17 protein-coding genes are annotated in these 19,789 nt (G+C 61.1%); 13 read left to right on the forward strand and 4 right to left on the reverse strand.

From position 1 onward, the window contains the following. Nucleotides 1–90: 90 nt before the first annotated feature. Nucleotides 91–459, reverse strand: a complete 369-nt coding sequence (locus BLU52_RS04810) for a YkgJ family cysteine cluster protein (RefSeq protein WP_090282134.1) — start codon at nt 457–459, stop codon at nt 91–93. A 301-nt stretch (nt 460–760) separates the two neighbouring features. Here BLU52_RS04810 and BLU52_RS04815 point away from each other — a divergent pair, with 301 nt between their 5' ends. Continuing rightward, nucleotides 761–2,110 (forward strand): spinster family MFS transporter, encoded by a 1,350-nt coding sequence (locus BLU52_RS04815; protein ID WP_090282135.1) that lies wholly within the window; start codon nt 761–763, stop codon nt 2,108–2,110. A gap of 171 nt (nt 2,111–2,281) precedes the next feature. On the opposite strand, the gene rapA is transcribed toward BLU52_RS04815, so the two are convergent. Continuing rightward, nucleotides 2,282–5,128 carry an RNA polymerase-associated protein RapA gene (rapA, locus tag BLU52_RS04820; protein ID WP_090282136.1) on the reverse strand — a complete coding sequence of 949 codons (2,847 nt, stop codon included), beginning with the start codon at nt 5,126–5,128 and terminating at the stop codon, nt 2,282–2,284. 239 nt (nt 5,129–5,367) lie between these two features. On the opposite strand from rapA, the gene BLU52_RS04825 reads away from it, so the two are divergent. The 3 genes from BLU52_RS04825 (at nt 5,368) to ccoM (ending at nt 6,235) form a co-directional block, all read left to right on the forward strand. Continuing rightward, nucleotides 5,368–5,709 (forward strand): aspartate-semialdehyde dehydrogenase, encoded by a 342-nt coding sequence (locus BLU52_RS04825; protein ID WP_090282137.1) that lies wholly within the window; start codon nt 5,368–5,370, stop codon nt 5,707–5,709. Between the two features lie 106 nt (nt 5,710–5,815). Continuing rightward, a complete protein-coding gene (locus BLU52_RS26760) occupies nt 5,816–5,977 on the forward strand; it encodes a hypothetical protein (protein WP_090282138.1) in 162 nt (53 codons plus the stop codon). A 144-nt stretch (nt 5,978–6,121) separates the two neighbouring features. After that, complete coding sequence (ccoM, locus tag BLU52_RS27150; protein ID WP_016771346.1) at nt 6,122–6,235, forward strand: cytochrome c oxidase subunit CcoM; 114 nt, start codon at nt 6,122–6,124, stop codon at nt 6,233–6,235. Between the two features lie 1,021 nt (nt 6,236–7,256). Here ccoM and BLU52_RS04835 read toward each other — a convergent pair. Together BLU52_RS04835 and BLU52_RS04840 are read right to left on the reverse strand one after the other, a co-directional pair. Continuing rightward, on the reverse strand, nt 7,257–8,732 hold the full coding sequence (locus BLU52_RS04835; RefSeq protein WP_090282139.1) for an inorganic phosphate transporter: 1,476 nt from the start codon (nt 8,730–8,732) through the stop codon (nt 7,257–7,259). A gap of 371 nt (nt 8,733–9,103) precedes the next feature. Beyond that, on the reverse strand, nt 9,104–9,304 hold the full coding sequence (locus BLU52_RS04840; protein ID WP_008080067.1) for a hypothetical protein: 201 nt from the start codon (nt 9,302–9,304) through the stop codon (nt 9,104–9,106). Between the two features lie 630 nt (nt 9,305–9,934). On the opposite strand from BLU52_RS04840, the gene pcaR reads away from it, so the two are divergent. From pcaR to BLU52_RS04885, 9 genes are all read left to right on the forward strand, one after another. Next, entirely contained in the window at nt 9,935–10,777 is an 843-nt protein-coding gene (gene pcaR, locus BLU52_RS04845) for a pca regulon transcriptional regulator PcaR (RefSeq protein ID WP_090282140.1), read from the forward strand. Between the two features lie 294 nt (nt 10,778–11,071). Beyond that, nucleotides 11,072–12,418 (forward strand): MFS transporter, encoded by a 1,347-nt coding sequence (locus tag BLU52_RS04850; RefSeq protein WP_090282141.1) that lies wholly within the window; start codon nt 11,072–11,074, stop codon nt 12,416–12,418. Nucleotides 12,419–12,689: 271 nt separating this feature from the next. Continuing rightward, complete coding sequence (locus BLU52_RS04855; protein ID WP_090282142.1) at nt 12,690–13,547, forward strand: CoA transferase subunit A; 858 nt, start codon at nt 12,690–12,692, stop codon at nt 13,545–13,547. Continuing rightward, nucleotides 13,547–14,326 carry a CoA-transferase subunit beta gene (locus BLU52_RS04860; RefSeq protein ID WP_090282143.1) on the forward strand — a complete coding sequence of 260 codons (780 nt, stop codon included), beginning with the start codon at nt 13,547–13,549 and terminating at the stop codon, nt 14,324–14,326. Before BLU52_RS04855 ends, BLU52_RS04860 begins: the two co-directional genes overlap by 1 nt. Continuing rightward, nucleotides 14,323–15,528, forward strand: coding sequence for a 3-oxoadipyl-CoA thiolase (gene pcaF / locus BLU52_RS04865; RefSeq protein WP_197677954.1), 1,206 nt, complete (start codon nt 14,323–14,325; stop codon nt 15,526–15,528). The genes BLU52_RS04860 and pcaF overlap by 4 nt, the downstream gene beginning before the upstream one ends. A gap of 36 nt (nt 15,529–15,564) precedes the next feature. Further along, nucleotides 15,565–16,269 carry a protocatechuate 3,4-dioxygenase subunit beta gene (gene pcaH, locus BLU52_RS04870; protein WP_090282145.1) on the forward strand — a complete coding sequence of 235 codons (705 nt, stop codon included), beginning with the start codon at nt 15,565–15,567 and terminating at the stop codon, nt 16,267–16,269. Nucleotide 16,270: 1 nt separating this feature from the next. Then, nucleotides 16,271–16,837: a protocatechuate 3,4-dioxygenase subunit alpha gene (gene pcaG / locus BLU52_RS04875; protein WP_090282146.1), complete on the forward strand. Its 567-nt coding sequence runs from the start codon at nt 16,271–16,273 to the stop codon at nt 16,835–16,837. 237 nt (nt 16,838–17,074) lie between these two features. Continuing rightward, entirely contained in the window at nt 17,075–18,370 is a 1,296-nt protein-coding gene (locus tag BLU52_RS04880; protein WP_090282147.1) for an MFS family transporter, read from the forward strand. Between the two features lie 45 nt (nt 18,371–18,415). Then, nucleotides 18,416–19,780 (forward strand): 3-carboxy-cis,cis-muconate cycloisomerase, encoded by a 1,365-nt coding sequence (locus tag BLU52_RS04885; protein ID WP_090282148.1) that lies wholly within the window; start codon nt 18,416–18,418, stop codon nt 19,778–19,780. Nucleotides 19,781–19,789 lie beyond the last annotated feature (9 nt).

Here is a 19,789-nt window from a genome sequence, read left to right on the forward strand (position 1 = left end):
AGTATAGAGGCCGATTTCTGTGCGCAAGCGGTAGTGGCACATTGGCGCTAATGATTTTGGCATTAGCGTCATAGCGATTCGCGCTAATACTCAGGCAATACGCTCAAGTGGCAGATCGTTCCAGTGCGGGTCAAGCGGCGGCAGACCATGCGCGGCGCGGGCCTTGTCGCAGTCGGGGTTGTGTTCACCGTTCTCCCACGACGCTTCGAATTCGCGGCAAGGGCTCGAGCGATTTTCATAGATCGTGCACGCTACTTTGCTGCCGACTTCCCCTGCCAGCGAGATGCAGCGCGTGGGTTTGCGATCAGTGCCGATCATTGCCACACGGCTCGGGGTGATTTGCTCGACCAGTTCATCAGGTACCGTACCGCCGGAGGATGCGCATTCACCCCAGAAAAAAGACACGCGAAAATGGGAACAGCAGGCACCGCAATTCAGACACGGACTGACTTCAGACATGGGCGAGGGTATCAAAGGGATTGATCGGCAGATCCGGACGGATCCGGCGGCCATTCTAGGCTTTGTCATGGACTTGGGAAGGGGGGCGCGAAAGTATTTTTTTGTGCCCGGATTTTGCCGTGAAAGCCCCGTATGGCAGGGGATTTCAGCGTTATCAAGGGCTTACGTTTCGTTACAGTGCAATGGGCCGATATCAGGCTGACGAATGATCACAGACAGCCCTCGCGCGGCTGACTAGATTGCAGGTTCCGGGCTCGAACGCGCTGGCAGTGAAGCCCCATAACAATAAAGAGACGGACCCATGCAGAACTCGACCCAAGCGGCGAATGCCTGGCGCATTCTGTTTTTACTGTTCCTCGCCAACCTGTTCAATTTCTTCGACCGTACCATTCCGGCGATCATCATCGAACCTATCCGCATGGAATGGCACCTCAGCGACTTTCAGCTGGGCATCATCGGCACTGCGTTCACCATCGTTTACGCCATTGCCGGCCTGCCACTCGGGCGCATGGCCGACACCGGTTCACGCAGCAAACTGATGGGCTGGGGTTTGGCGACCTGGAGTGCACTGACTGCGGTCAACGGTATGGTCGGCAGTTTCTGGAGCTTTCTGATCGTGCGCATGGGCATTGGCATCGGCGAAGCCAGTTATGCACCGGCGGCGAACTCGCTGATCGGCGATCTGTTTCCGGCGCACCGTCGGGCGCGGGCCATGGGCATTTTCATGCTCGGCCTGCCGCTGGGGCTGCTGCTGGCGTTCTTCACCATCGGCGCGATGGTCAAGGCCTTCGACAGTTGGCGCGCGCCATTCTTTATTGCCGCGGTGCCGGGGCTGATCCTGGCGGTGTTCATGTTCTTCATCAAGGAACCCAAGCGCGGCGCGGCGGAAACCGTGCAGGTCTCACAGGAAAAAGTCGACAAGCCAATCCGTCGCGTGCTGGCGGTGCCGACGTTCCTGTGGCTGGTGATGGCCGGGCTGTGCTTCAACTTCGCGACCTATGCCTGCAACTCCTTTCTGGTGCCGATGCTGCAACGCTATTTCCTTATGCCGTTGCAGGAAGCGGCGGTGGCCACCGGGATCATTGTCGGCGTGACCGGGCTGGTCGGGCTGACGTTGGGCGGCTGGATCGCTGACAAGATCCACCAGCGCGTGGCCAGCGGGCGACTGCTGTTTGCGGCGTTCAGTCTGATCATCTCGACCCTGTGCACGGCGTGGGCGCTGCATGCCGGGCGAATCGAGATCGGCGTGTTCGTCGCAGTGTTCAGTGTTGGCTGGCTGTTCGCCTATAACTTCTACACCTGCGTGTACACGGCGATTCAGGACGTAGTCGAACCGCGCCTGCGCGCGACGGCGATGGCGTTGTTCTTTGCCGGGCTGTATCTGCTCGGCGGTGGTTTGGGGCCGGTGGTGGTCGGTGGTTTGTCGGACCATTTTGCGCACACGGCGATGCTGTCGGCGGGGGCGGAACAGATGACCGAAGCGTTCAAGGCGGTCGGCTTGCATGACGCGATGTACCTGATTCCGGTGGCGCTGTTTCTGACCATGGTGTTTCTGTTTCTGGCCTCGCGGTGTTTTGTGCGGGATGCGCAGCGGATGAAGGAGGGGTTGGTGGCGGTGGTTGAGCCAGAGGTTGCAGCGGCGACTGCTTAACCGCTATCGCCAGCAGGGCTGGCTCCCACAGGGATTATGTAAACGCTGGAGATCCAGTGTGGGAGCTAGCCTGCTAGCGATGAGGCCATCAGCATCACTTGATAAATCACAGTAAAAAAAAAGGCCCGCATCACTGCGGGCCTTGTTGTTTTCAGCGGTGGAGCGGGGCGGTTAGCCCGCCACCAACACCCGAATCGCTTCCAGACGCAGCGCCGCTTTATCCAGCATCGCCAGACCCTGCTCACGCTGAGTGCGCAACGCTTCCAGTTCGCTGTCACGCACGGTCGGGTTGACCGCTTGCAACGCGGTCAGGCGCGCCAGTTCTTCGTCGGTGTCGGCGGCCAGACGACGACGCGCCTCGGCCACGCGCTCGGCGTGACGCGGGGCGATCTTGTCTTCGCCGGCGTTGATCCGCGGCGTCAGCTGATCGCGCTGGGCCTGGATGAACTTGTTGGCGCTGGCGCGCGGCACGCTTTCCAGCTGATCGTTAAGGGTTTCGAAGGACACCCGTGGCGACAGGTCGTTACCGTTGGCATCGAGCAGGCAGCGCAGCGCCGCCGGCGGCAGGTAGCGGCCCAGTTGCAGCGAACGCGGTGCGACCACTTCGCTGACATACAGCAGTTCCAGCAACACGGTGCCCGGTTTCAACGCCTTGTTCTTGATCAGCGCGACGGCGGTGTTGCCCATCGAACCGGACAACACCAGGTCCATGCCGCCCTGCACCATCGGGTGTTCCCAGGTGATGAACTGCATGTCCTCACGCGACAGCGCCTGGTTACGGTCGTAGGTGATGGTCACGCCTTCGTCGTCGCCCAGCGGGAAGCTGGCGTCGAGCATCTTCTCGCTCGGCTTGAGGATCAGGGCGTTTTCCGAATGGTCTTCGCTGTCGATGCCAAACGCGTCGAACAGGGTTTCCATGTAGATCGGCAGGGCGAACTGGTCGTCCTGCTCAAGGATCGCCTCGACCAGCGCTTCACCTTCGCCAGCGCCACCGGAGTTGAGCTCCAGCAGACGGTCGCGACCAGTGTGCAGCTCGGCTTCCAGACGCTCACGCTCGGCGCGTGCTTCGTCGATCAGCGCTTGCCACTCACCGTCGTCGGCCTCTTCGAGCAGCGGCAGCAGGCGCGGGCCGAACTGATGCTGCAAGGCGTTGCCGGTCGGGCAGGTATTGAGGAATGCGTTCAGCGCTTCGTGGTACCACTGGAACAGGCGCTCTTGCGGACTGGTTTCCAGATACGGCACGTGCAGTTCGATGATGTGCTTCTGGCCGATCCGGTCGAGACGACCGATGCGCTGCTCGAGCAGGTCCGGGTGCGACGGCAGATCAAACAGCACCAAGTGGTGAGCAAACTGGAAGTTGCGACCTTCACTGCCGATTTCCGAGCAGATCAGCACCTGCGCGCCGAACTCTTCGTCGGCGAAGTAGGCCGCGGCGCGGTCACGTTCAAGGATGTTCATGCCTTCGTGGAACACCGTGGCCGGGATGCCGGAACGCACGCGCAGGGCGTCTTCCAGATCCATCGCGGTTTCGGCGTGGGCGCAGATCACCAGCACTTTGGTGCGCTTGAGCATTTTCAGCTGATCGATCAGCCACTCGACGCGCGGGTCGAATTTCCACCAGCGTTCTTCTTCGCTGGCCTCCGGCTGGGACTGGAAGCTGACTTCCGGGTACAGCTCGGCATGCTCGCCCAACGGCAATTCGAGGTATTCGTCGGGGCATGGCAGCGGATACGGGTGCAGCTTGCGCTCCGGGAAACCCTGCACGGCAGCACGAGTGTTACGGAACAGCACGCGGCCAGTGCCGTGGCGATCGAGCAGTTCACGCACCAGACGCGCGCTGGCTTCGGTGTCGCCATCGTTGACCGCGGTCAGCAAGGCTTCGCCTTCGTTGCCGAGGAAACCGTGAATGGTCTTGTGCGCTGCGGGCGAGAGACGGCCCTTGTCGAGCAGTTCCTGAACCGCTTCGGCGACCGGGCGATAGTTGTCGCTTTCGGCGCGGAACGCCGCCAGGTCGTGGAAACGGTTCGGGTCGAGCAGGCGCAGACGGGCGAAGTGGCTGTCCTGACCGAGTTGTTCCGGGGTGGCGGTGAGCAGCAGCACGCCGGGAATGACCTCAGCCAGTTGCTCAACCAGCGAGTATTCCGGGCTGGCTTTTTCTTCGTGCCAGACCAGGTGGTGGGCTTCGTCGACCACCAGCAGATCCCACCCGGCGGCGAACAGTGCGTCCTGCGCCTTTTCATCGTCGACCAGCCATTCCAGCGCGACCAGCGCCAATTGCGTGTCTTCGAACGGGTTGGTGGCATCGCTTTCAATGAAGCGTTCTTCGTCGAACAGCGCGACCTGCAGGTTGAAACGGCGGCGCATCTCCACCAGCCATTGGTGCTGGAGGTTTTCCGGAACGAGGATCAGCACGCGGTTGGCGCGGCCGGACAGCAGTTGGCGATGGATCACCAGGCCGGCTTCGATGGTTTTGCCCAGACCCACTTCGTCCGCCAGCAGTACCCGCGGCGCGATGCGGTCGGCGACTTCCCGGGCGATGTGCAACTGGTGCGCAATCGGTTGTGCGCGAACGCCACCCAGGCCCCAGAGCGAGGATTGCAACTGGCGGCTGGTGTGTTCCAGGGTGTTGTAGCGCAGGGAGAACCACGGCAGAGGATCGATCTGGCCGGCGAACAGACGGTCGCTGGCCAGACGGAACTGAATGAAGTTCGACAGCTGGGTTTCCGGCAGGGTGACGGCTTCGTTCTGCGCGTTGAGACCGTGATAGACCATCAGCCCGTCGACGTCGTCGACTTGCTGCACGGTCATCTTCCAGCCTTCGAAGTGGGTGATGCTATCACCCGGCGAGAACCGCACGCGGGTCAGGGGCGCATTCCGTAGCGCGTACTGGCGGGTTTCGCCAGTGGCCGGGTAAAGCACGGTCAACAAGCGGCCGTCCTGTGCCAGAACGGTGCCTAAACCAAGCTCTGCTTCGCTGTCACTGATCCAGCGTTGCCCCGGTTGATACTGCTGCGCCATGCTGCCTGACTCCCACCTTGAAAAAGCGGGCTATCTTAACGGAATGACGGCTTCAGGGCCAAAGGAATAGGAGCAGTGGCGAGCTTTTAGCTGCAAGCTGCAAGCGGGTACCGGAGCGTCAGGCGTCGGTTTTTTCCAGCGGCGGGGCACCTGTGGGTGCCAACCGGGTCACAAGTTTGCGACGGGCGGCTCAAGGCGCCTGTACCGCAGCCGATAGCCTGCACACAGGAGACCTATATATGTTGCCACCGATGCTCCCCTTGAGCGCCGTGCCGATCACTTCCCAGCAGGATCCGATCCGCCAGCGGCCGGACATCCCTCCGGTGGTGCCGGTGCAGGAAAGCTCCAACGAAAGCACGATCGATCTGCAAAAACGCAATCCCGAAGAGGATGGCCTGTTGCTGCGCGAGGAACAGCGCCGCCAGCAGGAGCGCGAGCGTCGGCGTCGCGAGGCCGATGAAGACCCGGAAGAACATCTGGCTGTACCCGGTACCGAACTCAATGCCGACAACACCGTGCCAGTGGTACCGCTGATGGACGATCAGCCGCGTCAGGGGTTGTGGGTCGATATCGAGATTTGATTGCGGTGCCGGTGTGACTGGTCAGCGCCGGCGTCAGGCGGCATGATGGGCGCAGTCCTGCCGGTGATGTGGCAGTTGTGTTCTTTTTCTTCGATGTACTGATGCCATGAGCCAAGACGACAAACTGATCGACCTCAGCAGCGAGCGCGCCAAGCGTGTGCATGACCTCAACGAGAAGCGCCTGAACGAAGTCCGCCAGGCGTTCGAGCAGGCGATGCCGTTGGGGAAAGCCAGGAAAAAGTCGAAGAACAAGCCGAAAAAGCGCTGATCTCCCTCTGCGTCCTTTGATGCAGGTCATTTAATTTTCCCTCTTTTCTCTCTTTGTTGCGGACATTGATCCTGGTCAATGTGCGTGTCCGTGTGTCTGCTAATTTGCACTCATCGCAGCAAAGCAGGGGCCAGGAGGCCAGTCATGTTTTTCGATAACGTGGTGTTTGCCGGGGTCCTGACGGTTGGGCTGATGGTGCTGTTTTTTGCAGGGTTTGGATTTTTTATCTGGAAGGATGCGCATAAGCGGCGCAAGTGAGTTCTTCTGGGTTGATGGGCACGCAAGGCATTTTGGGGCGACTTCGGTTGCCCCTTTTTTTTTTGGCCGTGGCGGCCTTTGGGCCGACCAGGCTCTGGTTGTTTTGGGTGTATATCCGTTTTTTTGGGTGTGGCTACTGGCGGTTTCGCCCTTACGGCGAGTCCCTTTTTCAGACGCCGGAGTGCCGGCCCAGCAAAAAGGAACCAAAAGGCTTTGCTCCTACGTACGGCCCTCGCAGGCTCGGGTCCCTTCGCTCCGGGACTGATCCGGGCGCAGCGGCTACGGTTTGCTGCGCTGCACCTCCTTCCGCTGTGTCTGGCTGCGCCAGACGGTCGCTGCGCTCCCACGCCCGGATCAATCCCTCCACTCAGCCTTCCGATGTCGCCGGTTAGGCAAGATCAAGAGCACTCGAGCTGGCGCTCATTGTTGAGTGGTGAGAAGCGACGTATGGCTTGGGATTTGCGGTGGATTTGCCCCTCACCCCAGCCCTCTCCCCGAGGAGAGGGGGCCGATTTGTGGGTTTTTCAAAATCTGCATTCAACTCGATATCCCAGGTCAGCGTATCTCTCGCATCCCCCACGGTCAGTCCCCTCTCCCTCCGGGAGAGGGCTAGGGTGAGGGGCTTTTGATTTTGACCTGGCTTTTGATTTTGATCCGGCTTTTGATTTTGATCTGGTATTTGATCTTTTGCCCCTTCGGCAGGCTGAGTGAAGGGATCGATCCGGGTGTGGGAGCGTAGCGACCGTACGACGAAGTCGTACACAGCGGAAGTAGGTGCAGCGAAGCAAACCGTAGCCGCTGCGCCCGGAGCGATTCCGTAACGAAGGAACCCCGAGCCCCAGCGAGGGGCCGAACGCCGGGGCAAAGCCTTTTGCTTACTTTTTGGCGTTTGAAAAAGTGAGTCGCTGTAAGAGCGAAACCGCCAGCGGCAGCCCCCGCAGCAACGGATATGCCCCCAATCCCAACTCCAAAAAAAGGCGCGATTCCAAAGAATCGCGCCTCCTTCACAAGCAGCTGAATATCAACTACCCAACGCCTTGGAAGCCAACCAGAACAACCCGGCCGACAGCGCCACCGTCGCTGGCAAGGTCAACACCCAAGCCAGCAAAATGGTCTTGACCGTGCCACCCTGCAAGCCGCTCTTGTTGGCAACCATGGTCCCGGCCACACCCGAAGACAGCACATGAGTGGTCGATACCGGCAGGCTGAAAATGTTGGCCATGCCGATCAAACTGGCCGTCGTGATCTGCGCGGACATGCCCTGGGAATAGGTCATGCCTTGCTTGCCGATCTTCTCGCCAATGGTCAGTACCACGCGCTTCCAGCCCACCATGGTGCCCAGGCCCAAGGCCAGGGCGACCGCCAGAATCACCCAGAACGGGGCGTATTCGGTGGTGGTGGTCAGGTCTTTGCGCAGCTTGTCCAGATCAGCCTTTTCACGGGCTTCGAGGCCTGGCAGTTTGCCGACTTTCTTCGCCGTGTCGTCGAGGCACAGCAGGTAGCGACGGACTTCGATGCGGCTTTCCGACGGCAGCGAGTGGTAGTCCGCTACACCTTTAAGAGTGTGCAGAAGGGCGGAAATGGTCGGTTCGGTCTGCTGCGGGTTGCAGCGGAATTTCTCCGGCAGGTCACCTTCCACGCTTTTGCCCAAGGCCAGGAATTCACCCAGCGAATCGGCGTTGCGCTGGTAGAACTGGCTCAGGTGCAGGGTCGCGTCGCGAGTGCGTTCGATCTGGTAGGTGGTGCTGTTCAGGTCGAGCACGAACTGCGCAGGCACGATGCCGATCAGTACCAGCATGATCAGGCCGATGCCTTTCTGGCCATCGTTGGAACCGTGCACGAAGCTCACGGCCATGGCCGAGATCACCAGGACCAGACGGTTCCAGAATGGCGGGTGTTTCTTGTCGTCGATCTTGCGGCGCTGTTCCGGCGTCTTGTGCATCTTCGACAGCGGGCGCCACCACTTCAGGCCGATCAGCACCAGCGCGGCGATCAGGAAGCCGGCCATCGGCGAGAACACCAGCGAGGCGCCAATGTCGATCGCTTTCTGCCAGTTCACCCCATCTCTCAACGGGATGTCGTTGATCAGCGCGTTGGCCAGGCCAACACCGAGGATTGAGCCGATCAGGGTGTGCGAGCTGGAAGCCGGGATACCGAAGTACCAGGTGCCCAGATTCCAGGCGATGGCCGCGGCGAGCAGCGAGAAGACCATTGCCAGGCCATGGCCGGTGTTCACATTGATCAGCAGTTCCACCGGCAGCAGGTGGACGATGGCATACGCCACGCCAACGCCGCCCAGCAGCACGCCGAGGAAATTGAACACGCCGGAAAAGAACACTGCCAGATGCGGCGGCATGGCTTTGGTGTAGATAACAGTGGCTACCGCGTTAGCGGTGTCATGAAATCCATTGATGAACTCGAAGGCGAGGACAAACGTCAGGGCGAGCAAGAGGCTCACAAGCACCCAAGCATCCAGTCCGCTGAATAAATCGATCATGAAGGTTTTCTGACCCGGTCGTAAGGGGGCGCGATTATGCCAGAAAAGACAGGAAATCGATGCCCTGTCTGCTCACTGGTCACACTCTTCTTCAAGTTAATTTGTTGCAGCGCGTTAAAACCAAGCGGTGCGCAGGGTTTTTCAAGTCGTTGATTCTATTAATAAAACCCGCGATTTGCCGGCATTTTCAAAGACTGGGCGAAGGCTCAAACGCTTGTCTGAAATATCTGTGAAACCTGTAGGACGTCTGTCATCGGCCTGTCAGACGCGAGGATTGCCGCTGCCCGCGGGTAGCGGGCGCGCAAGGCATCGTCGTTTCACCGCGCTTGTAAACGGTGCGGACGCAAACCTTCAAAAACCGCCGCCTGTGTTCAAGGCTCCTCGGCTTTGAGTTCCTTTTCGATTTTTTCGATTTCCTGCTTGAACACCTGATCCTGAACGGTAGGGCGCTTGCGCCAGGCTTTGCGTTCCGGTTCGGGCTGTGCGGCGTAGGTGGTGACTTCCCCGCCGTAAACTTCCTTGTAACGTTGTTCCTGGCGCTCAAGTTCCGCGCGCAGTTCGTCTTTCGTCACAGTGATACCTGTATGAGTTGAGTTGTAAGTCTGGTGAAACGCATGGCAACGAATCGCTCGAGCGCCCCCCCATTTCAATGCCTGAACAGGCATTAGTTGAATCGGCGAGCGAACGGGACTTTCGTCTGTCAGGCGGCTACGGCACCCGATAAAACTGACGCAGCATCAGTTTCCTGTTTCGGCGAACGCAGGCGTTGCATGAAAAATGGCGTCTGGCGCTGGCCGGGCTGTCGGTGATGGACATCACCTCAGCGGGTGGCGATCCGGGTCAATGAAGACGGGGCGCCACTGAGGTGCATTATAGCCATCGATTCAGGAATGACTATCTTTGCCAAGTTAAAAACGGTTCTGAATGTGTGGGGGCCTGGTTGCGCGCAAGTTTATTTAGTTGCACTGCGTGCTGGGGACTATTTGCCGGATGATCAGTTTTTGGCGCCATTAAATGAACAACTAACGCATCCATCTAAAACGGGTGTGGTCGAAACGGGCACGTTGACTCGGTGCGAGATGACGGATTGCGATTATCGGTCGACGGTTCGATAATCGCCCAATGTTGCCTTCCCAGCGCTTGTGCATTCGCCTGTGAGCCGTTTGTATAGCCACTGATCCGAGCCGGACCAAGGACCTTGAATGAACGATCAAATGCGCAATTCCTTCACTTCCGTGGCGCCGCCGATCGTCGCTTCGCCGGCCAAGCGTATCCAGGCCCTGACCGGCGATCCGGATTTCATGACCTCATTGGCCCGCGGTCTGGCGGTGGTGCAGGCTTTTCAGGAGCGCAAGCGCCACCTGACCATCGCCCAGATCAGCCACCGCACCGAGATCCCTCGCGCGGCGGTGCGCCGTTGCCTGCACACGCTGATCAAGCTCGGCTACGCCACCACCGACGGTCGCACCTATTCATTGCTGCCGAAAGTGTTGACCCTCGGCCACGCCTATTTGTCATCGACGCCGCTGGCCGTTTCTGCCCAGCCGTACCTCGATCGCATGAGCGAACAACTGCACGAAGCCTGCAACATGGCCACGCTCGAGGGCGACGACATTCTGTACATCGCCCGTTCGGCTACGACCCAGCGGCTGATTTCGGTTGACCTGTCGGTGGGCGGGCGGCTGCCGGCGTACTGCACCTCGATGGGGCGGATTCTGTTGGCGGCACTCGACGATACGTCGCTGGGCGAATACCTCGATCACGCCGAACTGGTGGCCAAGACCAGCCGCACGATCCATACCCCTGACGCCTTGCTCGCCTGCCTGCAAGAGGTGCGGCAGCAGGGCTGGTGCATCGTCGATCAGGAACTGGAGCAGGGCCTGCGCTCGATTGCGGTGCCGGTCTACGACGCGTCCGGCCAGGTGGTTGCGGCGCTCAATGTCAGCACCCACGCTGGACGAGTCAGCCGCAGCGAACTGGAGCAGCGCTTTTTGCCGGGCCTGCTCAGCGCCAGTCGCGACCTCAGTGCGCAGTTGTTTGCCTGATGAAGCTGTTCGATAAACGCACAGTGTTGCGTTTATCGAATTGACGCTAAAACCCTCGGATCATTAATGTCGCGGCAGCGTCATCCGGCGCTGACCCGCAGAGTCAGCCCGGACTGCCGACTCCGATAATAATGACAAGAGGCACCTCCCCATGCGCATGTTCCCCGACTGTCTGCCTTGCCGACTCTGTTGCCGGATGCAACGCGACGCCTGATTCAAACCCTCTATTCTCATGACCGTGCCGCCCGTTGGCCGGCCATCGTTCGACTGCGTTTTTTGCGTGGAATAAAAATAATGAACCAGCCTCAGTCCGCTGTGGGTAACTGCCTCGATGTGCAGACCTTCATCAATGCCCAACCGATCTCGCGCTACCAGTGGCGAGTGGTGATCCTGTGTTTCCTGATTGTCTTTCTCGATGGCCTCGACACCGCCGCCATGGGTTTCATCGCCCCGGCGTTGTCGCAGGACTGGGGTATCGACCGCGCCAGTCTCGGCCCGGTAATGAGCGCCGCGCTGATCGGCATGGTCTTCGGTGCCCTCGGTTCCGGCCCGCTGGCTGACCGCTTCGGCCGCAAAGTGGTGCTGGTCGGCGCTGTGCTGCTGTTCGGCGCTTTCAGCCTGGCCTCGGCTTACAGCACCAATGTCGAACAGCTGCTGGTGTTGCGCTTCCTGACCGGGCTCGGTCTGGGTGCGGGGATGCCGAACGCCACCACCTTGCTCTCTGAATACACCCCGGAGCGCAAGAAATCACTGCTGGTGACCAGCATGTTCTGCGGCTTCAACCTGGGCATGGCTGGCGGCGGGTTCATTTCCGCCAAACTGATTCCGGCTTTTGGCTGGCACAGCCTGCTGCTGATCGGTGGGGTGCTGCCGCTGATCCTTGCTGTGGTCCTGTTGTTCTGGCTGCCGGAATCGGCGCGTTACCTGGTAGTGCGCAACCGTGGCACCGACAAGGTGCGCAAGACGTTGGCGCCGATCGACCCGGTGACCGTGGCCCAAGCCTCGAGCTTCAGCGTGCCGGAACAGAAAACCGTCAAGGCGCGCAACGTCTTCGCGGTAATTTTCTCCGGCACCTACAGCACCGGTACCTTGCTGTTGTGGCTGACCTATTTCATGGGTCTGGTCATCGTTTACCTGCTGACCAGTTGGCTGCCGACGCTGATGCGTGACAGCGGCGCGAGCATGGAACAGGCCGCCTTCATCGGCGCGTTGTTCCAGTTCGGTGGGGTGTTGAGCGCGGTGGGAGTGGGCTGGGCCATGGACCGCTTCAACCCGCACAAGGTCATTGGCACGTTCTACCTGCTGGCCGGGGTGTTTGCCTACGCGGTAGGGCAGAGCCTGGACAACATCACCTTGCTCGCGACTTTGGTGCTGGTGGCGGGGATGTGCGTCAACGGCGCGCAATCGGCGATGCCGTCGCTGGCGGCACGCTTCTACCCGACGCAAGGCCGAGCCACCGGGGTTTCGTGGATGCTCGGGATTGGCCGCTTCGGCGCGATTCTTGGCGCGTGGATGGGCGCGACGCTGCTGGGCCTGGGCTGGAATTTCGAGCAGGTGCTGACCGCGCTGGTGATTCCGGCCGGGTTGGCAACCGCGGCGGTGGTGATCAAGGGCATGGTCAGCCATGCGGATGCCACCTGAGTCTTAAGGTCCGCATTTTTGTGAATGTTCTGGCCTCATCGCGAGCAGGCTCACTCCCACATTTTGGAATGCGTTCCCCTGTAGGAGTGAGCCTGCTCGCGATGCTTTTGATTCGATTGTTAGGGAAGCAACAATCCGTTCGATAAACGAACACTCAGTCGATTATCGGATTGTTTGGCCATTTCCCCAGGCTTAATCTTCAGTGACTTCGGCGCTGAACCTCGCGCCTTTTTATCACTGGCGATTCACTATAAAAACGGGAGCCCGCTCCATGGCTGAGATCCTTTCGCTGCACGACGCGGTGAAGCAATTCGTCAACGATGGCGACACCGTCGCGCTCGAAGGCTTCACCCACCTGATCCCTACCGCAGCGGGTCATGAAATCATTCGTCAGGGCAAGAAAGATCTGACGCTGGTGCGGATGACCCCCGACCTGATCTACGACCAACTGATCGGCGCCGGTTGCGCACGCAAGCTGATTTTTTCCTGGGGCGGTAACCCGGGCGTCGGTTCGCTGCACCGTCTGCGCGATGCGGTCGAGAAACAGTGGCCGCATGCGCTGGAAATCGAAGAACACAGCCACGCCGACCTGGCCAACGCCTACGTCGCGGGCGCGTCCGGCCTGCCGTTCGCGGTGCTGCGCGCCTACGCTGGCTCCGACCTGCCGAAGGTCAACCCGCTGATCAAAACCGTCACCTGCCCGTTCACCGGCGAAGTGCTCGCGGCCGTGCCGTCGGTGCGCCCGGACGTCACCGTGATCCATGCGCAGAAAGCCGACCGCAAAGGCAACGTGCTGCTGTGGGGCATTCTTGGCGTGCAGAAAGAAGCCGCGTTGGCGGCCAAGCGCTGCATCGTCACCGTCGAAGAAGTCGTCGACGATCTCAACGCACCGATGAACGCCTGCGTGCTGCCGACCTGGGCGCTGAGCGCGGTCTGCCATGTGCCCGGCGGCGCGCATCCGTCCTACGCTCACGGTTACACCGAGCGTGACAATCGGTTCTATCAGGCGTGGGACCCGATCGCTCGGGACCGTGAGACGTTTACCGCGTGGATCGACGAATACATCCATGGCTGCGCTGATTTCAGCGAATTCCAGGCCAGGTTGGCCGCTGCTTCGGAGGCCAAGTAATGACTTACACCACCAATGAAATGATGACCGTTGCCGCGGCGCGGCGCCTGAAGAACGGCTCGGTGTGCTTCGTCGGCATCGGTCTGCCATCGAAAGCCGCCAACCTTGCGCGTCTGACTTCGTCGCCGGATGTGGTGCTGATCTACGAGTCGGGCCCGATTGGTGCCAAGCCGAGCGTGTTGCCGCTGTCCATCGGTGACGGCGAGCTGGCCGAGACTGCAGACACCGTGGTCCCGACCGGTGAGATTTTTCGCTACTGGCTGCAGGGCGGACGCATCGATGTCGGTTTTCTCGGTGCCGCGCAGGTCGACCGTTTCGGCAACATCAACACCACCGTGGTCGGCGATTACTTCTCGCCGAAAGTGCGCCTGCCGGGTGCCGGTGGCGCGCCGGAGATCGCCGGTTCGGCGAAAAGCGTGTTGATCATCCTTAAACAGTCGGCGCGTTCGTTTGTCGACAAGCTCGATTTCATCACTTCGGTCGGCCATGGCGAGGGCGGCGATTCACGCAAGCGTCTGGGCCTGCCGGGCGCCGGACCGGTGGGAATCATCACCGACCTGTGCATCATGGAGCCGGAGCAGGGCACCCATGAATTTGTGGTGACCGCGCTGCATCCGGGCGTGACCCGCGAGCAAGTGGTCGCCGCCACCGGTTGGGCGATCCGTTTTGCCGACTCTGTTGAAACCACCGCTGAGCCGACCGAAGTCGAGCTGACCGCGCTGCGCGATCTCGAAGCGCGCACCGCCGCCGCCCACGGTCAGGCACCGGGAGAAGCATGATGCGTGACGTGTATATCTGCGACGCGATTCGCACCCCCATCGGCCGTTTCGGCGGTGGCTTGTCCGCCGTGCGCGCCGACGATCTGGCCGCCATACCGATCAAGGCGCTCATGGAGCGCAACCCCTCGGTCGACTGGAACGCGGTCGACGAGGTGTTCCTCGGCTGCGCCAACCAGGCCGGCGAAGACAACCGCAACGTCGCGCGCATGGCCCTGTTGTTGGCAGGTCTGCCGGACAGCGTGCCGGGCGTGACGCTCAATCGCCTCTGCGCTTCGGGCATGGACGCGATTGGTACGGCTTTCCGGGCAATTGCCAGCGGCGAGATGGAGCTGGCGATTGCCGGCGGCGTCGAGTCGATGTCGCGCGCGCCGTTCGTGATGGGCAAGGCTGACGCGGCGTTCTCGCGCAACATGAAACTGGAAGACACCACCATTGGCTGGCGTTTCATCAACCCGTTGATGAAAGCGCAATATGGCGTCGACGCGATGCCGCAAACCGCTGACAACGTCGCCGACGACCATAAAGTCTCGCGCGAAGATCAGGACGCGTTCGCCCTGCGCAGTCAGCAACGTACCGCCGCCGCGCAGGCCGCCGGCTACTTCGCTGAAGAAATCGTCGAGGTGCGCATCGCTCACAAGAAGGGCGAAACCGTGGTCAGCCAGGACGAACACCCGCGCGCCGACACTACGATTGAAGCGCTGGCCAGGCTGAAACCGGTCAACGGTGCGGACAAAACCGTTACCGCCGGCAATGCTTCCGGGGTCAACGATGGCGCCGCTGCAATGATTCTGGCTTCTGCCGAAGCGGTGAAAAAACACGGCCTCACCGCCCGCGCAAAAGTGCTCGGCATGGCCAGCGCCGGCGTCGCGCCGCGGGTTATGGGTATCGGCCCGGTGCCGGCGGTGCGCAAACTCACTGAGCGCCTCGGTGTGGCGGTCAGCGATTTCGACGTGATCGAACTCAACGAAGCGTTTGCCAGCCAGGGTCTGGCGGTGTTGCGTGGACTGGGGCTGGCGGATGACGCGGCGCAGGTCAACCCGAACGGCGGCGCAATTGCCCTCGGCCACCCGTTGGGCATGAGCGGTGCGCGATTGGTGTTGACCGCTCTGCACCATCTGGAAAAGACCGGCGGCAAGAAAGGTCTGGCGACCATGTGCGTCGGTGTTGGCCAAGGTCTGGCCCTGGCCATCGAACGCGTCTGACGCGTTGCGGCATCTATAAGAACTGAGGAAAGCGAAATGACTGACAAGCCTGGTTACCGTCGCCCGCAGGCAGGCACCCAGCCTGATTACCTGCACCCGACCTACCAATCCACCAACCTGCGCTCGCCGTCCAAGCCATTGGTGCATCTGCCGCACTCGCTGTCGGAAATCACCGGGCCGACCATTGGCGCCGAGCGCCTGGTGGAGAATGACCACGACCTGACCGCGCAGCACGAAGGCGAGCCGTTGGGCGAGCGCATCATCGTTCACGGCCGTGTGCTCGATGAAGACGGTCTGCCGGTGCCAGGGATTCTGGTGGAGATCTGGCAGGCCAATGCCGCCGGTCGCTACAACCATGCTCGCGACCTGCACGACGCGCCGCTGGACCCGAACTTCACCGGCACCGGGCGCACGGTCACCGACGCCGATGGCTGGTACCAGTTCCAGACCATCAAGCCCGGCGCCTATCCATGGGGCAACCACCACAATGCGTGGCGTCCGGCGCATATCCACTTTTCGCTGTTCGGGCCGAGCATTCTCACCCGCCTGGTCACGCAGATGTACTTCCCCGGCGACCCGCTGCTGGCGTACGACCCGATCTACAACTGCGTGCCGGACACCTCGGCCAAGGAACGCCTGATCGCTGCTTTCGATCTGGAAAAAACCATTCCGTCCTACGCCCTCGCTTACCGTTGGGACATCGTGCTGCGCGGGCGTGAAGCCACGCCGATGGAGAAATAAGATGACGCTCAATGCGACCACGTCCCACACCGTCGGGCCGTATTACCACATCGGCCTGACGTGGCTGAACCGCGAAGACCTTGCCAATGAGCAGACCCTCGGCGAACGCGTGGCGATCACTGGGCAGGTGGTGGATGGCAACGGCGACGTCGTCAACGACGCCATGCTCGAAGTCTGGCAGGCCAACGCCGCGGGCAAATACGACCACCCGGAAGATCATCAGGACAAACCGCTGGACCCCCACTTCGAAGGCTTCGGCCGAGTGCCGGTGGACGGCGAAGGGCGATTCCGCTTCACCACGATCAAACCGGGCACCGTGCCGGGTCTGAAAGGCACGACCCAGGCGCCGCACTTGGTGGTGCTGGTATTTGCCCGTGGCCTGGTCAAGCACTTGCTGACGCGGATCTACTTCGAAGGCGAACCGGCCAACGTCGATGACCCGCTGCTCGAATGCGTACCCGCCGAACGCCGCCAAACCTTGCTGGCCAAGCCGGATGCGTCAGGCGTTTATCAATGGAATGTGATACTGCAAGGCACCGAGGCCGAGACAGTGTTCTTCGATTACTGAACAACACCGCCAACCCCTGTAGGAGTGAGCCTGCTCGCGATTGCGGTGTGTCAGGTTTGAATTGTCTTAATGACACACCGCAATCGCGAGCAGGCTCACTCCTACAAGGGAAACTGTGTAGTCGAGTGCATGATTGTTCCCACGCTCTGCGTGCGAATGATCAATAGACACCAGATGTGGAACGGGACTGTTGCAAAGTATGTCTAGACTCTCACCGTCCCTTTCGAGTGAAAAACAATGACCACCACCACTTCCCATTACACCGGCGAGGAGCGCAGCAAGCGCATCTTTGCCATTGTCGGCGCCTCGTCCGGCAACCTCGTCGAATGGTTCGACTTCTACGTCTACGCCTTCTGCGCGATCTATTTCGCCCCGGCGTTTTTCCCTTCCGACAACCCGACGGTGCAACTGGTCAACACCGCTGGCGTGTTCGCCGCTGGCTTCCTGATGCGCCCGATCGGCGGCTGGATTTTCGGCCGGGTCGCCGACAAGCACGGGCGCAAGAAATCGATGCTCATCTCGATTCTGATGATGTGCTTCGGCTCGCTGCTGATCGCGTGCCTGCCGACCTATAACTCCATCGGCGTCTGGGCGCCGATCCTGTTGCTGTTCGCACGGCTGCTGCAAGGTCTATCGGTCGGCGGCGAGTACGGCACTACCGCGACTTACATGAGCGAAGTCGCGCTCAAGGGCCAGCGCGGATTTTTCGCCTCGTTCCAGTACGTGACCTTGATCGGCGGGCAATTGCTGGCGGTGTCGCTGGTGGTGGTGTTGCAGCAGTTTCTCAACGAAGACGAACTGCGTGCCTACGGCTGGAGGATTCCATTTGTGGTCGGTGCAGTGGCGGCGCTGATTTCGCTGTTCCTGCGGCGCTCGTTGAAGGAAACCACCAACGAAGAAACCCGCGCGCACAAAGATGCCGGCAGCATCAGCGCACTGTTCCGCGATCACAAGGCCGCGTTCATCACCGTGCTCGGTTACACCGCCGGTGGCTCGCTGATTTTCTACACCTTCACCACTTACATGCAAAAGTACCTGGTGAATACCGCGGGCATGCACGCCAAGACCGCCAGCTACATCATGACCGGCGCGCTGTTCTTGTATATGTACATGCAGCCGCTGTTCGGCATGCTCGCCGACCGGATCGGCCGACGCAACTCGATGCTCTGGTTCGGCGCCCTCGGTACGCTGTTCACCGTGCCGATTCTGCTCAGTCTGAAAAGCGTCAGCAGCCCGTTCCTCGCCTTCGTGTTGATAACCGTGGCGCTGGCGATCGTCAGCTTCTACACCTCGATCAGCGGTCTGGTGAAAGCCGAAATGTTCCCGCCGGAAGTTCGCGCCCTCGGCGTCGGGCTGGCCTACGCGGTGGCCAACGCGATCTTCGGTGGCTCGGCGGAATTCGTCGCCCTGAGCCTGAAAAACATCGGCATGGAAAACTCGTTTTACTGGTACGTGACGGCGATGATGGCGATCGCGTTCCTGTTCAGTTTGCGCTTGCCGAAACAGGCGGCGTATTTGCACCACGATCTCTAACCCGAAATGCGCGGGCTGCCATGGCCCGCGCCGGCAAGGACTTTTATGACTCAGCGACCGGGCAATCAATTGTTCGATGCCTATTTCACCGCCCGCAATATGCGTGAGGTGTTCTGCGATCAGGGCCGGGTGCAGGCGATGCTCGATTTCGAGGCCGCGCTGGCCCGGGCCGAGGCGCGCGTCGGACTGGTTCCGGCGTCTGCCGTGGCACCGATTGCGGCGGCATGTGATGCGCGGCTGTATGACTTCGCCGCACTCGGCGAGGCGATTGCCACGGCTGGCAATTCGGCGATTCCGCTGGTCAAGGCGCTGGGCAAGCGGATAGCCGCGACAGACGCCGAAGCCGAGCGCTACGTGCATCTGGGCGCGACCAGTCAGGACGTGATGGATTCCGGGCTGGTCCTGCAACTGCGTCAGGCGCTGCTGCTGATCGAAAACGAACTGGCGCAACTGGCCGATTCGCTCGCCGGTCAGGCCCAACGGTTTGCCACGACGCCGCTGGCCGGGCGCACCTGGCTGCAGCACGCGACGCCGGTGACTCTCGGCATGAAGATCGCTGGCTGGCTCGGCGCGGTGACGCGCAGTCGTCAACGTCTGCAAGAACTGAAACCGCGCTTGCTGGTCCTGCAATTTGGCGGTGCGTCGGGGACACTGGCGGCGCTGGGGCAACACGCTCTGCCAATCGCCGAAGCCCTGGCCGAAGAGCTGCAACTGCGCCTGCCGGAACAACCGTGGCACACCCAACGTGATCGCATCGTCGAGTTCGGCGCTGTGCTGGGATTGATCGCCGGTAGCCTTGGCAAATTCGGCCGCGACATCAGCCTGTTGATGCAGACCGAGGCCGCTGAGGTCTTCGAACCCGCAGCGCCGGGCAAGGGCGGTTCTTCGACCATGCCGCACAAACGCAACCCGGTCGGCGCGGCGGTGCTGATCGGTGCGGCGACGCGGGTGCCGGGGCTGGTCTCGACATTGTTCAGCGCCATGCCCCAGGAACATGAACGCAGCCTCGGTTTGTGGCACGCCGAATGGGAAACCCTGCCGGAGATCTGCTGCCTGGTGTCCGGTTCGCTGCAACAGGCACGCTTGCTGGCTGACGGCCTGGAAGTCGATGCCGAGCGCATGGGCCGCAACCTCGAATTGACCCAAGGGCTGGTGCTGGCCGAAGCGGTGAGCATCGTGCTTGCACAACGGGTCGGCCGCGACACGGCGCATCATCTGCTCGAACAATGCTGCAAGCGCGCGGTGGCCGAGCAACGGCATCTGCGCGCGGTGCTCGGTGACGAACCGCAGGTCACCGCCGAGCTGAGCGATGCTGAACTCGATGAGCTTCTGAACCCCGCGCATTACCTCGGTCAGGCCCACGTCTGGGTCGAGCGCGCGGTGGCCGAACACAACGCTTTGACTGTCTGAAGGAGAGGG

Origin of the sequence: Pseudomonas granadensis (assembly GCF_900105485.1) — a bacterium.
Taxonomy (GTDB): domain Bacteria; phylum Pseudomonadota; class Gammaproteobacteria; order Pseudomonadales; family Pseudomonadaceae; genus Aquipseudomonas; species Aquipseudomonas granadensis.

Coding starts and splice junctions, on each gene's coding strand:
- pcaH (WP_090282145.1), top strand. CDS start 15,565: ATGACTGACAAGCCTGGTTACCGTCGCCCGCAGGCAGGCACCCAGCCT.
- BLU52_RS04835 (WP_090282139.1), bottom strand. CDS start 8,732: ATGATCGATTTATTCAGCGGACTGGATGCTTGGGTGCTTGTGAGCCTC.
- BLU52_RS04850 (WP_090282141.1), top strand. CDS start 11,072: ATGAACCAGCCTCAGTCCGCTGTGGGTAACTGCCTCGATGTGCAGACC.
- BLU52_RS04860 (WP_090282143.1), top strand. CDS start 13,547: ATGACTTACACCACCAATGAAATGATGACCGTTGCCGCGGCGCGGCGC.
- BLU52_RS26760 (WP_090282138.1), top strand. CDS start 5,816: ATGAGCCAAGACGACAAACTGATCGACCTCAGCAGCGAGCGCGCCAAG.
- pcaF (WP_197677954.1), top strand. CDS start 14,323: ATGATGCGTGACGTGTATATCTGCGACGCGATTCGCACCCCCATCGGC.
- BLU52_RS04880 (WP_090282147.1), top strand. CDS start 17,075: ATGACCACCACCACTTCCCATTACACCGGCGAGGAGCGCAGCAAGCGC.
- ccoM (WP_016771346.1), top strand. CDS start 6,122: ATGTTTTTCGATAACGTGGTGTTTGCCGGGGTCCTGACGGTTGGGCTG.
- BLU52_RS04885 (WP_090282148.1), top strand. CDS start 18,416: ATGACTCAGCGACCGGGCAATCAATTGTTCGATGCCTATTTCACCGCC.
- BLU52_RS04810 (WP_090282134.1), bottom strand. CDS start 459: ATGTCTGAAGTCAGTCCGTGTCTGAATTGCGGTGCCTGCTGTTCCCAT.
- rapA (WP_090282136.1), bottom strand. CDS start 5,128: ATGGCGCAGCAGTATCAACCGGGGCAACGCTGGATCAGTGACAGCGAA.
- pcaR (WP_090282140.1), top strand. CDS start 9,935: ATGAACGATCAAATGCGCAATTCCTTCACTTCCGTGGCGCCGCCGATC.
- pcaG (WP_090282146.1), top strand. CDS start 16,271: ATGACGCTCAATGCGACCACGTCCCACACCGTCGGGCCGTATTACCAC.
- BLU52_RS04815 (WP_090282135.1), top strand. CDS start 761: ATGCAGAACTCGACCCAAGCGGCGAATGCCTGGCGCATTCTGTTTTTA.
- BLU52_RS04855 (WP_090282142.1), top strand. CDS start 12,690: ATGGCTGAGATCCTTTCGCTGCACGACGCGGTGAAGCAATTCGTCAAC.
- BLU52_RS04825 (WP_090282137.1), top strand. CDS start 5,368: ATGTTGCCACCGATGCTCCCCTTGAGCGCCGTGCCGATCACTTCCCAG.